This window comes from Xanthobacter oligotrophicus (assembly GCF_008364685.1).
Lineage (GTDB): Bacteria > Pseudomonadota > Alphaproteobacteria > Rhizobiales > Xanthobacteraceae > Xanthobacter > Xanthobacter oligotrophicus.
The window spans coordinates 211075-224123 of sequence record NZ_VTTL01000011.1 but is presented as its reverse complement, the minus strand read 5'-3'; the positions used below and the strand labels follow the sequence as shown (position 1 = coordinate 224123).

Sequence of the window (13049 nt, the reverse complement as noted above, 5' to 3'; positions counted from 1 at the left end):
GAGGCTCGGGCAATCGACTACAATATCGTCAGACTTCACATGAGCCTCGGTGGCCTCCCATCGTCGACGTTCGCCAACCAGTCCCACGAGGACCCAAACCCCGCCAGACCTAAACTTGTAACTGGCAGGGGAAATGAGGAGCACATCAGTTTCCTGCAGCTTTAGCGCGTATGCAGTGAGCCGCCGAGCGCTGATAAGCCGGATGGTGTTGGATGCGTTGTTCCGCTTTAATTCTTTTCAGGAAGGGTGTGTTGCGGCGGGGGCTTAGCGGCGGTCCGGCATAGAAGGAGCCCTCTCGTGGCGCTCCATGTCCTCGTTCCGCGAAAAGGCTGCTGCGGCCCAGAAGGCGCCCGCCAGCAGGACGCCTCCCGCAGCCATGGCAGAGAGGACCGCGCCGTAAGACTGGGATTGCGCCCAGAGGAGCGCGGCACCGGCGGGTGCCAAAGCGCGGGCGAGCATCGAGGGCGCCGCCAGCGCGCCGTTCACGGCGCCATAGGCCTGCCGGGTCAGCATCTCCGGCACGGCGAGCCCACGCACGATGGTCATGATGCCGTTGGCGCTGCCGTAGAGCGCCACGATGGCCGCCACCAGGGCAAAGCTGGGTGGCAGCCACGCCAAGGCGAGTATGGCGACCGGAAAGGCTAGCACGGCACAGCTGCCGATGAGTCGCACCGGAGCGCGCGGCGCGAACACCGAGACGGCGATCCGACCCGCCACCTGGGTTGGGCCGATGATGGCCATGGCCAGCACCACGCTGCCCGCCGTGAAGCCGCGCTCCAGCAGCAGGGGATAGAGGTGGAAGGTGAAGGCGGAGAAGGTGGCGGCATAGGCGGTGAACGCCACCGCCAGGGCCCAGAAGGTGGGCCGGCGGGCAACGCGCCCCATGACCTGCCGCAGGGTGCCCGCTCCCGACAGTGCAAGAGCGTGGACCGGCGATGCCGCGTGGTCGGCCGCGGGCCGGATCACCGCGGCATAGAGCGGCGCGCACACCACGAGGTTCACGGCGCCGAGCGCCACCAGTGCGCCACGCCAGCCCGCCAGATCCAGCAGGATCTGGATCAGCGGAATGAAGACCGTGGAGGCAAATCCGCCCCATAGGGTGAGCGCGGTAATGCCGGCCCGGGCGCCGGCCGCTCCGGTCCTGCGCGCCACCACCGCGAACGCCGGCTCATAAAGGGTTGCCGCCTGGAGGACGCCGATGGCGGCCATCAGGCTATAGAACAGCCAGAGCTGCTGCACCTGCGACCAGGCAAGGAGGCAGAGGCCGGCGAGGCCGGCTCCCGCCGCCATCACCCACCTGCCGTGGCCTTTGTCGACGGCGGCGCCCACGGGGAAGGCGGCCATGCCCCCGAGGGCGAGGCCGAGCGTCGCGGCGCCGAACAGATCCGGCTTCGACCAGCCGAGGTCGCGCTCCATGGCCTCCGCTATCAGGGGAAAGCTGTAGTAGAGCGATCCCCAGGAGCAGATCTGGCCAATGCCGAGGCCGGTGATGAACAGGCTGCGGCCGGAAAGCGGGCGCGCTGGCGCCGGTTGCGCGAGTTCGCCGCTCAGGCCGCTGGTCACGCGGCCGTCCCGCGGCGGGGTGGCGCCTCGGCCTGCGGCGCGGCGGTATCGCAGCCGCAGCCGTCCTTGCCTTCCGCCTTGGCCTGGGCATCGTCCGCGCAGCAGGCATCGGCGTCCCGAGGCGCAGGCCCACCACAACAGCCGGATGCCCCTGCCGTCACCGGTGCGGCGCTGCAGACGCCGGTCTCCGGCAGCACCAGATGGACACTGCGCGCCGCGTCGTGATCGCCGGCGATCTCCGCCGCGATGGAGCGGACCTGCTCATAGCCCGTGGCCATCAGGAAGGTGGGGGCGCGGCCGTAGGACTTGGAGCCGACGATGTAGAAGCCCGGCTCGGGGTGGGCCAGCTCCGCCGCGCCATGGGGCGGGACGGTGCCGCACGAATGCAGGTTCGGGTCGATCAGCGGCGCGAGGGCCGGCGGTGCCTCGACGGCGGGATCGAGGGCGACGCGCACCTCGCGCAGCACGGCAAGGTCGGGGCGAAAGCCGGTGGCCACCACGATCCGGTCCACGGTCCTGGTCCAGGGCTCCGTGCCGAGACGGCCGGACACGTCCAGCCCCGCCGCGCCGCCGACAATCCGCTCCGCCGCGAACGGCGCGAGGACATCGAGCCGGCCGGCGGCGATGGCCTGCGTCGCCGCAAGGCCGAGGGCACCGCGGGCGGGCAGCGCGTCGTTGAGGCCGCCGCCCAGCAGCTTCTCCATGCGGTTGCGCCGAAGCGCCCAGGTGACGCGGGTCGTTGGCGCCGCCTCCTGCAGGCGGAGAAGATCGAGCACCACATTGATGGCCGAATGGCCGGAGCCCACCACCAGCACGCGCCGGCCGGAATAGGTCTCGCGCTCAGCGCCGGACACGTCGGGAATGCCATAGGCGACATGCGCGGCTGCCTCTTCCTCGCCGGGCACCGGCAGGCCGTCCGCGCCCATGGGGTTGGGCTGGCTCCAGGTGCCGGAGGCGTCGATGACGGCACGGGCGAGCGAACGGTGCTCAGCGCCGTTCGCGTCGCGCCAGCAGATCGCGAACGGCGTGTCCGCGCGCCCCTCGGATGACATCTTGTCGAGGCCGTGGCGGGCGATGGCGCTCACCTGTGCCCCGAACCGCAGGTGGGGCGCAAGGGCGGGATGAGCCGCCAGCGGCTCGAGATAGTGCCGCACGATCTCCCCGCCGAGCGGCAGGGCCTTGGGGTTCGGCGCGCTCCAGCCGGTTTCCTCCAGCAGCGTGCGGGCGGCCGCGTCGATGTTGTAGCCCCAGGGCGAGAACACCCGCACGTGGCCCCAGGCCTTGAGCGAGGTGCCGACGCCGGCGCCGCGCTCGAAGACGAGAGGCGCGAGGCCGCGGGCCAGCAGATGCGCCGCGGCGGCAAGCCCCACGGGGCCGGCTCCGATGATAGCGACGGGTAGCGATCCGGTCATGACGGGAGACTCCGATGGTCGATCCATTGACGAGCGATGCTTAAGGGCAAATGAATGCGGGTCAGGGGCAGCATCCCGGAGTGCTCCCGACTTTGTCCGGCGCGCCGGCGATCATCTTCTCCGCGTCGACCAGACAGCGCGTTACGTCCATCCAGGCCTCCACCGCCACCTTGAAGGCGGCGCGGCCCTTGTCCGTGAGGGTGTAGACCTTGCGCTCGCGGCCCGAGACCACCTCGCTTGCAGCGGTGACGTATCCGCCCTCCTCGAACTCCCGCAGCACCGGATAGATGGTGCCCTCTGCAGGGGAACAGCAGCCGTTCGTCGTTGCCTCGACTGCCCTTGCCACGTCGTATCCGTGCATGGGCCGCTGATGCAGCACGCACAGAATGAAGAATTTGGACAGGCTCATCTTGATGGTGCCGTTCCAGTAGGCACGGCTCAGGAAATCGGGCCCGGGCTTCGGCACCGGGGCGGGCGACGGCGGAACGGATGGGGTGGCCGATGGAGAGGTTCGAGACATGCAGGAAGGCTATACATCGATCATCAATGTGTCAATCATCAAGGCATACTTGAAAGCGCTCCCCGCGTCAGCAAACGCGCCGTCCCTCGGCATCGATCACCACCTCTCCATCCTCCTTCGTAAACGGCCCTTTCTGCGGCGCGGGCAGGATGTCCAGGACCCTTTCCGACGGCCGGCACAGCCGCGCCCCGAGCGGGGTGAAGACGAACGGCCGGTTAATGAGGATGGGGTGGGCCATCATGGCATCGAGCAGAGTGTCGTCGGTGAGGGCGGGATCGTCGAGGCCGAGTTCGGCATAGGGTGTGCCCTTCTGGCGGGTCGCGGCGCGCACCGTGAGGCCCGCCGCGGCGATGGCGGCGGCGACCTCTTCCCGCGCGGGCGGGGTCTTGAGATATTCGACGATCGTCGGCTCGATACCGGCGTTGCGGATCAGGGCGAGCGTGTTGCGCGATGTGCCGCAGGCCGGATTGTGCCAGATGGTGACAAGGGAATGCTCAGTCATCGTTCAGGCTCCGAAGATCAGATGATGGCGTGGCGGACCTTGGCGGACACCCATTCGCTCACCACCACGGTGGCGAGGATCACCATGAGGATCAGCGTCACCTGCGGCCACGCCAGCGTATTGAGCGAGCTTTCCAGGTTGAGTCCTATCCCGCCCGCGCCAACCAGGCCGAGCACCGTGGATTCGCGGATGTTGATGTCCCAGCGAAACACGCTGATGCCGGCGAAGGCGGGCATGATCTGCGGCACGATCCCGTAGGCGAGGGTCTGGGCGCCCGAGGCGCCGGTAGCGCGGATCGCCTCCACCTGGCTCTCGTCGATTTCCTCGATGGCCTCGTAGAGCAGCTTGCCGATGAAGCCGATGGACCTGAGCGCGATGGCGATGATGCCGGCCAGCACGCCCGGACCCAGGATCGCCACCAGCAGCAGCGCCCAGATGATGGAATTAATGGAGCGCGAGGCGACGATGACGAACAGCGCCAGCGGCCGCACGAAGGCGGCGCTAGGCGTGGTGTTGCGTGCCGCGAGGAAGGCCACCGGCACCGACAGCACGATGGCGATGAGCGTGCCGAGGGTGGCAATGTTGAGCGTGTCCCAAAGCGGCTTGAGCAGTGCCGGGAAATAGGACCAGCGCGGCGGGACCATGCGCGCGCCGATGTCGGCGGCCTGGGTGGGGGCATCCCAGACGAAGGCCCAGATGGTGCCTTCCGTCATCACCCGCCAGCAGAACACGGTGAAGGCCACGGCGAGAAGCCAGCCGAACCACACGGCGATCTGGCCGCGCGAAGTGCGCCGTTGCCAGGACCGGCGGCCTTCGGGGAGGGCTATGACCGGCATTATTTCACCGGCCCGCGCACGAGGCCGGAGACATATTCGCTCGCCATCACGATGGCGATGATGAGGATGAGGATGGCGGCGGCGCTGTCGAACTCGTAACGATCGATAGCGGTGTTGAGCGTGGCACCGATGCCGCCCGCGCCGACGATGCCCACCACCGCGGATTCGCGGAAATTGATGTCGAGCCGGTAGAGCGAAAGCCCGAGGAGGCGCGGCGCCACCTGCGGCAGCACCCCAAAGGCGATCAGCGATGGCCAGGGCGCCCCGGTGGCGCGGATCGCCTCCACAGGGGCGGGGTCGATGTCCTCGATGTCCTCGGCCAGCAGCTTGGAGAGGAAGCCGATGGTGGCGAACGACAGGGTGAGGAAGCCCGCGAACGGCCCGAAGCCCACCATGGCCACCAGCAATATGGCGACGATGATCTCCTGCAGGGACCGCGACACGGCGATGATGGCCCGGCAAGCGAAATAGACCCCGCGCGGCACCACGTTGCGGGCGGCGCCGATGCCGATGGGAACCGAGATGGCGATGCCCACCACGGTGGAGGTCACCGTCATGGTCAGGCTCTCGATCATGCCCTGGATGATGTCGTCCCAGCGCCGGGAGAAGTTCGGCTCCAGGAAGCCGGAGATGAAGCGCAACCCGCGCGCCCAGCCGTCCGACAGGCGTGCCCAGTTGACCTCGACGCTGCCGAGGGCGAGCGCCAGATAGAGCGCCGCGCCGCCGATGAGTGCATAGCGCAGCCAGGGATTGGCGACGAGCGGCGGCGGCCGCCAGCGGTGCGCCGGAACGGACACAGCGCTCACAGCGTCCTCGCCACGGCGGATGGCGTGGCCTGGACCCGCAGGACACGGACCGCATCCTCGGCGGCGGCTTCTTCCACCGCATCATCCTCCGCCTCGCGGATGGTGCGCGACCAGTCCTCCTCGCCATAGATGGCGGTGAGCACATCGGTGTCGAGTGCCTCCGGAGGGCCGTCGAACACGGTGCGCCCGGCCTTGAGGCCGATGATGCGCTGGACGAACATCTGCGCCAGCGCCACGTCGTGGATGTTGACGATGGCGGCGAGCCGGCGCTCGGCGCACACCTCGACGATGAGGCGCATGATCTGGCGCGAGGTCTTGGGGTCGAGGCTGGCGGTGGGCTCGTCCACTAGCATGATGTCCGGCTCCTGCACCAGAGCGCGGGCGATGCCGACGCGCTGGCGCTGGCCGCCGGACAGCTCGTCCGCCCTCTTGTCCACGTGATCCATCAGGCCAACGCGGTCGAGCACGGCGAAGGCCCGGTCAACGTCGGCCTGGGGAAACCGGCGCAGGAAGGCGCGCCAGAAGCCCACGTATCCGAGCCGGCCGGAGAGCACGTTCTCCATCACCGTGAGGCGCTCCACCAGGGCATATTCCTGGAAGATCATGCCCATGCGCCGCCGCGCGCGCCGCAGGCCCATGCCTCCGAGGCGGGTGATCTCGGTGTCGCCGAGGCGGATGGAGCCGGACGTGGGCTCCACCAGCCGGTTCATGCAGCGGATGAGGGTGGACTTGCCTGCCCCCGACGGACCGATCAGGCCCACCACCTGGCCGGCGGGGATGCTGAGCGAAACATCATCGAGGGCCTTGTCCCCCTTGGCGTAGCGCTTGGACAGACCGGCGATGGTCAGCATCCCACAGTCCCTCTCTCCAGAGTTTACTTGCAGGCGTAGCTGACGCCCATGGCGTCATCGACCTGGCGCACCACCGCCCAGGTCTCCTTGAAGGTGATGGGAATGAATTTCTCCTGCGGCGGCTCGGCCGACTGGAACTCCTTCAGGAGAGCAGTGCCATCCCAATTGAAGCTGAAGAACGCCTCTTTCACCTTGGCGGCGAGCTCGGGCTTCAGATTGTAGGCATAGCCATAGCCGGTGGTGGGGAAGGTCTGCGACTTGTAGATCGTCACCACCTGCTCGGGTTTGATCACGCCGCGGGCGATCATGCGCTTCATCACCGAATTGGCGACGGCCGCTGCCGGATAATCCTTGTTGGCGACGCCGATGATGGAATTGTCGTGCTTGCCGGAGAAGGCGGGTTCGTAATCCTTGCCCGCCTCCATGCCGAACTGCGAGCGCAGCAGCGCGGACGGCGCCTTGTAGCCGGAATTGGAGGTCTCCGAGGTGAAGGCCATCTTCTTCCCCTTGATGTCCTCGACCTTGGTGATGCCGGAGCCGGGATAGGTGATGATCTCCATCTCGTAGCCGTAGGCACCGTCCTTCGAGGCCATCATGGCGAACGGCACGAAGCCGGAGCAGGCGACGGCGATGGGATTGGAGCCGGTGTTGAAGCCGGCCACATGCAGGCGCCCGGCGCGCATAGCTTCGAGTTGGGCGGCGTTGGACTGCACGGGGAAGAACTGCACCTTCTTGCCGGTCACCTTCGCGAGATGGTCGGTGAATTCCTGCCACACCTTGGCGTAGACGGCCGGATCCTCAACGGGGGTGTAGGAGAAGATCAGCGTGTCCGGGTCGATCTGCTTGGAAGGATCAGTCGGCGCGTCCGCGACCATGTCGCCATTCGCGTCCGTGAAGCGTGGGTCGAGCTTGAAGTCGGCATGGGCGATGCTTGGCCCCAGGCACATGGCGGCAAGCAAGAGGGTGCGTGCGAGAAAGCGCGGTAGCGTCATCTCTTCTCTCCAGTGACGGTGTAGTTCAATCGGACGATGCTGGTACGCGAACTCGAAGCCGGAGCCTTATCTGCTCGGTGCCGGCGTTCCCATCGGCTGGGAATGAAGCGGCAGCAGGAGGGTGGTGCCAAAACAGACGGCGAGCATCAGGGCCGACCCCCCGAGGCAGGCATAGATCCCACCCACCTGATAGAGCAGGCCGGACAGGAGGGTGCCGATGAAGCGCCCCGCTGCATTGGCGGCGTAATAGAAACCCACGTCCTCGGCTGCCTTCTCCGATCCGGCATAGGCCAGGATCAGGTAGGAATGCAGGGAGGAGTTCACGGCGAAGGCGGCGCCGAAGATGGCGAGCCCGATCACGACGATGATGTCCGGCCGCAGGGGTGTCACGGCGAGGAGCACGGCGATGGCCACCGGCACCAGAGCGAGGCCGAGCGCCCACCAGCGCGCCGCTGGCACTTCCTTGGACAGGCCGTCCGGGCTGCGGCTCACCACGGCGGGCGCGGATGCCTGCACGATGCCGTAGCCGATGGTCCACAGCGCGAGGAAGCCGCCCACCATGGGAAAGGTCCAGCCCATCCCATAGAGGAAGACCGGCACGCCCACCACGAACCACACGTCCCGCGCGCCGAACAAGGCGACGCGGGCAGCAGCGAGCAGGTTCACACCCCGGCTCTTGCCGAACAATTCTCTTGCCGAACTACTCGCCTTGGCCTTGCCCATCATAGGCGGCAGGGACAGCAGCACGCCGAGAAGCACCAGCGCCAGCACGGCAGCCATGAGCCACAGCGACAAGCGAAAGCCGAACGCCTCCAGGAGCACGCCGCCAAGAAAGAAGCCGAAGCCCTTCATGGCATTCTTGGAACCGGTGAACCACGCCACCCAGCGAAACAGGCGCCCCTCGGCGTTACCCTTGGCCTCGGCCTCCGTCACCTTGATGGCGGACTTGGAGGCGGTCTTGGTGAGGTCCTTCGCCACGCCGCACACGCCCTGCGCCGCCACCACCCAGGCAACAAGAACGGCCGTTTCCCAGGTGGGCGACATGGCGGAGAGCAGCAGGAAGCCGGCGATCTGGGTCGTGAGCCCGACTGTCAGCATACGGGTGATGCCGAAGCGGGCGGCGAGCCAGCCGCCGATGAAGTTCGCCCCGATGCCCGCCGCCTCGTAGAGCAAGAACAGGAAGGCGAGGGTGAAGGGCGAGTAGCCGAGCTTGAAGAAGGTGAACAGCACCAGCATGCGCAAGGCGCCGTCGGTCAGCGTGAAGCCCCAATAGGCCGCGGTGACGATGGCGTAGTTGCGCAGGCCCGCGGAGGATGACGCCGCCATCTCACAGCCCCACGCGTTCGAGGTGGCAGGCAAGGTCCACCATGCGGCAGGCATAGCCCATCTCGTTATCGTACCAGGCATAGACCTTGAGCAAGGTGCCGTCGGTGACGAGGGTGGACGGCCCATCAACGATTGCGGAGCGGGTGTCGCGGGCGTAGTCCGCCGACACCAAAGGGCGCGGCTCGAAGCCGAGGATACCGTTGAGCGCACCCGCGGCGGCCTTGGCGAACAACGCGTTCACCTCGTCCGCCGTGGTCTCGCGGTTGAGCTCGAACACGCAGTCGGTGAGCGAGGCGTTGAGCACCGGGGCGCGCACCGCATGGCCGTTCAGCTTGCCCTTCAGCTCGGGATAGATGAGGGCGATGGCGGTGGCGCTGCCGGTGGTAGTAGGCTGCAGCGAGAGCATGGCCGAGCGGGCGCGGCGCAGGTCCTTGTGGGGCGCGTCCACCACCACGTTGGTGTTGGTGGGATCGTGGATGGTGGTGATCTGGCCGTGGCGGATGCCGATGGCCTCGTGCACCACCTTCACCACCGGGGCGAGGCAGTTGGTGGTGCAGGAGGCAGCGGTGACGATGGGATGCGTCTCTCGGTCGTAGAGCTGCTCGTTCACCCCCACCACAACGTTCAGCACGGACGGGTCTTTCACCGGCGCGGCGACGATTACGCGCTTGGCGCCGCGCTTCAGGTGACCTTCGAGCACGGCGGGGGTGAGAAACTTGCCGGTGGACTCCAGTACGAGGTCCACGCCGAGATCGCCCCAGGGGATATCGCCCGGCGTCGCGTGAGAGGAGAAAGACAAGCTCTTCTCGCCGATGCGCACACTATCCGCGCCCTCGGCTGCGATGGGCGCACGCCAGCGCCCCTGTACGCTGTCGAATTCGAGGAGATGGGCGATGGCTTCCGCCCCACCCTTGATCTCGTTGAGATGAACGATCTCGAGCCGGTTGTTGCCGCGCGGATCATTGTCCGGGCGGTAGGCCGCCCCCATGGCCGCGCGAAGCGAAAGCCGTCCAATGCGGCCGAGGCCGTTGATCCCTACTCTCATGGCACCGTCATCCTCGCAAACTTTGAAAAGGTGCGGCGTTGCCGCGATGATCTCAGGCTTTGGTGCGGTCGCCGGCGTCCGTCACCCTCACGCCGCCGGCTTCGTACCAGTCCTTGGTATGGTTCACGATCCACACCACCGAGAGCATCACCGGAACCTCGATGAGCACACCCACCACGGTGGCGAGAGCCGCACCCGACTTGAATCCGAACAGGCTGATGGCGGCAGCCACCGCCAGCTCGAAGAAATTGGAGGCCCCAATGAGGGCAGAGGGGCCGGCCACGCAGTGGGCTTCGCCGGACAGCCGGTTCAGGAGATAGGCAAGGCCCGAGTTGAAATAGACCTGGATCAAGATCGGCACGGCCAGCAGCGCAATCACCAGCGGCTGGGCGAGGATCTGCTCGCCCTGGAAGGCGAACAGCAGCACCAGGGTGGCGAGCAGCGCCACCAGGGAGAGCGGCTGGAGCACGCCGAGCAGGCGATCGAGCCCGGCCTGTCCACCGGTCGCCAGGATGCGCCCGCGGAGGAGCTGCGCCGCGATCACCGGGACGACGATGTAGAGCATCACCGACAGGAAGAGTGTGTCCCACGGCACGGTGATGGAGGAGAGCCCGAGCAACAGCCCCACGACGGGCGCGAAGGCGACGATCATGATGGCGTCGTTCAGCGCCACCTGGGACAAGGTAAAGTGGGGCTCACCCTTGGTGAGATTTGACCAGACGAACACCATGGCCGTGCAGGGCGCCGCCGCCAGAAGGATGAGGCCGGCGATATAGCTATCGATCTGGTCGGCTGGCAGGTAGGGTCGGAACAGATAGCCGATGAACAGCCAGCCGAGGAACGCCATGGAGAACGGCTTCACCGCCCAGTTCACCAGCAGCGTCACCGAGATTCCGCGCCAGTGCCGGCCGACCTCCTTGAGCGCGGCAAAGTCGATCTTGACCAGCATGGGCACGATCATCAGCCATATGAGGATGGCTACCGGCAGGTTGACCCGCGCCACTTCCAGCGCCCCGATGGTCTGGAACACGGACGGCGCCAGCGCGCCAAGCGCGACGCCGGCGATGATGCACAGGAACACCCAGAGAGTGAGATAGCGTTCAAACACGGACACGGTGCGGGATCTCCCAAGGCCGCCAGCTGCGGCCGATTGCGGCGAGAGCGTGGGCGCGGTCTGTTTCAGGACGACGACAGTTCACGCGGCCTGTCCCGAGAGTGTGAGGTCCGTCGCTCCCTCCATTTTCCCGATCTCGCCGATGCGCTCCTTGAGCGAAGCAAGATCGAGCTGCTCAAATGGCAGGTTGACGAAGGCGGAGATACGCCCGGCGAGCCGACGGTAGGTGGCAACGAAGGCAGCCTTCTGCTCAGCTTCGGTTCCCTTCACCCGGATCGGGTCGGGCAGACCCCAATGGGCCTGTAGCGGATGACCGGGGAAGGCAGGGCAGATTTCCCCAGCTGCGGCGTCGCAGGTAGTGATGACGAAATCCATCTGGGGCGCATCCGGCCTGGCGAACCCATCCCAGCTCTTGGAGGCGAGGTTCGTCGTGTCGTAGCCGAGCGAGTCGAGCAGATCGATAGCCATCGAGTGCGGCTTGAGCTTCGGCCGACTGCCGGCCGAGTAGGCCTTGAAGCGGCCTCGCCCCTCGCGGTTGAGCAACGCCTCCGCGATCAGCGACCGTGCCGAGTTGGCCGAGCAGACCAGCAGAACATTGTAGACGCGATCATTCCCAGCGGCAGGACGCAGCTGTGGAAAGGCCGCGGGGCCGGTCCCGCACCGGGGGGAGACGGCAAAACCCATCTCCGCCATCAGTTGGCTCAGCACAGGGCCCGCTGTGGACAAGCTGACGGCATAGATGATGGACCGTCCCTCGCGCCGCGACGTGACAAGGCCGGCACGCTCCAGCACGCCGAGGTGCACCGACATGGTATTGTGCGCTACCGCCAGCAGGCGGGCGATGTCGCCCGCCTGAAGGCCATAGGGCACATAGCGCAGCAGAAGACGATAAGTCTCGAAGCGCGTGCCTTGGGACAGCGCATCGAAGATCCGCGTGGCGTCTTCCCCATTCAGCTTCGTCTCGTCCATCTTGTCTCACCGTTCGAATGCTGCTCACGCGTCAGCCCAAGTGCCTCAGGCGCCGCCCTTGAAGGTCCTGGCCCAATAGTCCTTGACCTGCTGGACCAGAGCCGGCGGCAAGGGAACATAGCCGAGCTCGGACGCAAATTTCTCGCCCTCGCCCAGGGCGAAACGCCAGAACTCGAAGGCGGCTTGGCTGTTCGCCGGCACCTTCGGCTCGCGGTACATGAGAGCGAAGGTGGTCGCCGCAATAGGATAGGCATCCTCGGCGGGGGAATCGGTGATGACGACGAAAAAGTCCTTGGCGCCGGCCCAATCGAAGCTCAGCGCCGCCGCCTGGAACGCCGCCGCGCTGGGTGCGATGAACTTGCCAGCACGGTTCTGGACGAGGCCATAGGCCAGCTTCACCTGCACCACATAGGTGTATTCGACATAGCCGATGGCATTCGGGACCCGCTTGACCTCGGTCGAGACCCCTTCGTTACCGCGCGCGCCATACCCCACCGGCCAGGCGACTGCGCTGCCTTCGCCGACCTGCTGCTTCCACTCCGGGCTCGCCTTGGCAAGGTAGGACACCCAGTTGAACGTGGTTCCAGATCCATCGGAACGGTGCACCACCACGATCTTCGCGTTGGGCAGCTTGACGTCGGGATTGAGGGCCCTGATGGCGGGATCGGACCAGGTCGTGACCTTGCCGAGATAGATGTCAGCGAGAAGGGCGCCGGTGAAGCGGAGCTGGCCGGGCCCCACGCCGTCCACGTTGAACACCGGAACGACGCCACCGAACACGATGGGGAACTGGCCGAGGCCATATTTCTCCAGTTCTTCCGGCTTCAGCGGCTTGTCGGACGCGCCGAAATCCACCACCCCGTCCTTAATACGGTTGACGCCGGCCGACGAACCCACCGACTGGTATCCTACGATGTGGCCTGTGCGCTCACGAAACGCCTCCGCCCATTTCCAGATGATCGGATAGGCGAAGGTGGAGCCGGCACCCCGCACCTCCGCGGCGCGCGCCGGAGGCGCGAACATCGACAGGGCCGCGAGCGTCGCCGCAGCTGTCCAGACAAGAATGCGATTCACGGCTGGCCTCCCTTGGGTCCTAGCGACATATCGCTGGAA

General features: G+C 66.7%; 13 protein-coding genes. All 13 read right to left on the bottom strand.

From position 1 onward, the window contains the following. Positions 1–264: 264 nt before the first annotated feature. The 13 genes from FZ033_RS19100 to pstS all read right to left on the bottom strand — a co-directional run bounded on the left by FZ033_RS19100 (position 265) and on the right by pstS (position 13010). Positions 265–1563 (bottom strand): MFS transporter, encoded by a 1299-nt coding sequence (locus FZ033_RS19100; RefSeq protein WP_149577654.1) that lies wholly within the window; start codon positions 1561–1563, stop codon positions 265–267. Next, entirely contained in the window at positions 1560–2975 is a 1416-nt protein-coding gene (locus FZ033_RS19095; protein WP_149577653.1) for an FAD-dependent oxidoreductase, read from the bottom strand. Before FZ033_RS19095 ends, FZ033_RS19100 begins: the two co-directional genes overlap by 4 nt. A gap of 61 nt (positions 2976–3036) precedes the next feature. Beyond that, positions 3037–3384, bottom strand: coding sequence for a PadR family transcriptional regulator (locus FZ033_RS19090; protein WP_049776178.1), 348 nt, complete (start codon positions 3382–3384; stop codon positions 3037–3039). Between the two features lie 178 nt (positions 3385–3562). Then, on the bottom strand, positions 3563–3997 hold the full coding sequence (gene arsC / locus FZ033_RS19085; protein WP_012115938.1) for an arsenate reductase (glutaredoxin): 435 nt from the start codon (positions 3995–3997) through the stop codon (positions 3563–3565). A gap of 17 nt (positions 3998–4014) precedes the next feature. Beyond that, on the bottom strand, positions 4015–4833 hold the full coding sequence (gene phnE / locus FZ033_RS19080; protein WP_012115937.1) for a phosphonate ABC transporter, permease protein PhnE: 819 nt from the start codon (positions 4831–4833) through the stop codon (positions 4015–4017). Beyond that, positions 4833–5639 (bottom strand): phosphonate ABC transporter, permease protein PhnE, encoded by an 807-nt coding sequence (gene phnE, locus FZ033_RS19075; protein WP_149577652.1) that lies wholly within the window; start codon positions 5637–5639, stop codon positions 4833–4835. Before phnE (FZ033_RS19075) ends, phnE (FZ033_RS19080) begins: the two co-directional genes overlap by 1 nt. Next, on the bottom strand, positions 5636–6490 hold the full coding sequence (gene phnC / locus FZ033_RS19070; protein WP_149577651.1) for a phosphonate ABC transporter ATP-binding protein: 855 nt from the start codon (positions 6488–6490) through the stop codon (positions 5636–5638). The genes phnE (FZ033_RS19075) and phnC overlap by 4 nt, the downstream gene beginning before the upstream one ends. Before the next feature lie 23 nt (positions 6491–6513). Beyond that, the gene (gene phnD / locus FZ033_RS19065) at positions 6514–7482 is read right to left on the bottom strand and encodes a phosphate/phosphite/phosphonate ABC transporter substrate-binding protein (RefSeq protein ID WP_149577650.1); all 969 of its coding nucleotides are present in this window, start codon (positions 7480–7482) and stop codon (positions 6514–6516) included. A gap of 66 nt (positions 7483–7548) precedes the next feature. Continuing rightward, positions 7549–8808, bottom strand: a complete 1260-nt coding sequence (gene arsJ, locus FZ033_RS19060) for an organoarsenical effux MFS transporter ArsJ (protein WP_149577649.1) — start codon at positions 8806–8808, stop codon at positions 7549–7551. Between the two features lies 1 nt (position 8809). Then, positions 8810–9853, bottom strand: coding sequence for an ArsJ-associated glyceraldehyde-3-phosphate dehydrogenase (locus FZ033_RS19055; protein ID WP_149577648.1), 1044 nt, complete (start codon positions 9851–9853; stop codon positions 8810–8812). Positions 9854–9905: 52 nt separating this feature from the next. Next, positions 9906–10967, bottom strand: a complete 1062-nt coding sequence (gene arsB / locus FZ033_RS19050) for an ACR3 family arsenite efflux transporter (protein ID WP_149577647.1) — start codon at positions 10965–10967, stop codon at positions 9906–9908. Between the two features lie 81 nt (positions 10968–11048). Beyond that, positions 11049–11936 (bottom strand): arsenate reductase/protein-tyrosine-phosphatase family protein, encoded by an 888-nt coding sequence (locus FZ033_RS19045; RefSeq protein WP_149577646.1) that lies wholly within the window; start codon positions 11934–11936, stop codon positions 11049–11051. A 45-nt stretch (positions 11937–11981) separates the two neighbouring features. Next, positions 11982–13010 carry a phosphate ABC transporter substrate-binding protein PstS gene (pstS, locus tag FZ033_RS19040; protein ID WP_012115929.1) on the bottom strand — a complete coding sequence of 343 codons (1029 nt, stop codon included), beginning with the start codon at positions 13008–13010 and terminating at the stop codon, positions 11982–11984. Between the last annotated feature and the right edge of the window lie 39 nt (positions 13011–13049).

Excerpts from the sequence above, each read along its gene's own strand:
- FZ033_RS19045 (WP_149577646.1), bottom strand. The coding sequence starts at position 11,936 with ATGGACGAGACGAAGCTGAATGGGGAAGACGCCACGCGGATCTTCGAT.
- arsJ (WP_149577649.1), bottom strand. The coding sequence starts at position 8,808 with ATGGCGGCGTCATCCTCCGCGGGCCTGCGCAACTACGCCATCGTCACC.
- arsC (WP_012115938.1), bottom strand. The coding sequence starts at position 3,997 with ATGACTGAGCATTCCCTTGTCACCATCTGGCACAATCCGGCCTGCGGC.
- FZ033_RS19055 (WP_149577648.1), bottom strand. The coding sequence starts at position 9,853 with ATGAGAGTAGGGATCAACGGCCTCGGCCGCATTGGACGGCTTTCGCTT.
- phnD (WP_149577650.1), bottom strand. The coding sequence starts at position 7,482 with ATGACGCTACCGCGCTTTCTCGCACGCACCCTCTTGCTTGCCGCCATG.
- phnC (WP_149577651.1), bottom strand. The coding sequence starts at position 6,490 with ATGCTGACCATCGCCGGTCTGTCCAAGCGCTACGCCAAGGGGGACAAG.
- FZ033_RS19090 (WP_049776178.1), bottom strand. The coding sequence starts at position 3,384 with ATGAGCCTGTCCAAATTCTTCATTCTGTGCGTGCTGCATCAGCGGCCC.
- FZ033_RS19095 (WP_149577653.1), bottom strand. The coding sequence starts at position 2,975 with ATGACCGGATCGCTACCCGTCGCTATCATCGGAGCCGGCCCCGTGGGG.
- phnE (WP_012115937.1), bottom strand. The coding sequence starts at position 4,833 with ATGCCGGTCATAGCCCTCCCCGAAGGCCGCCGGTCCTGGCAACGGCGC.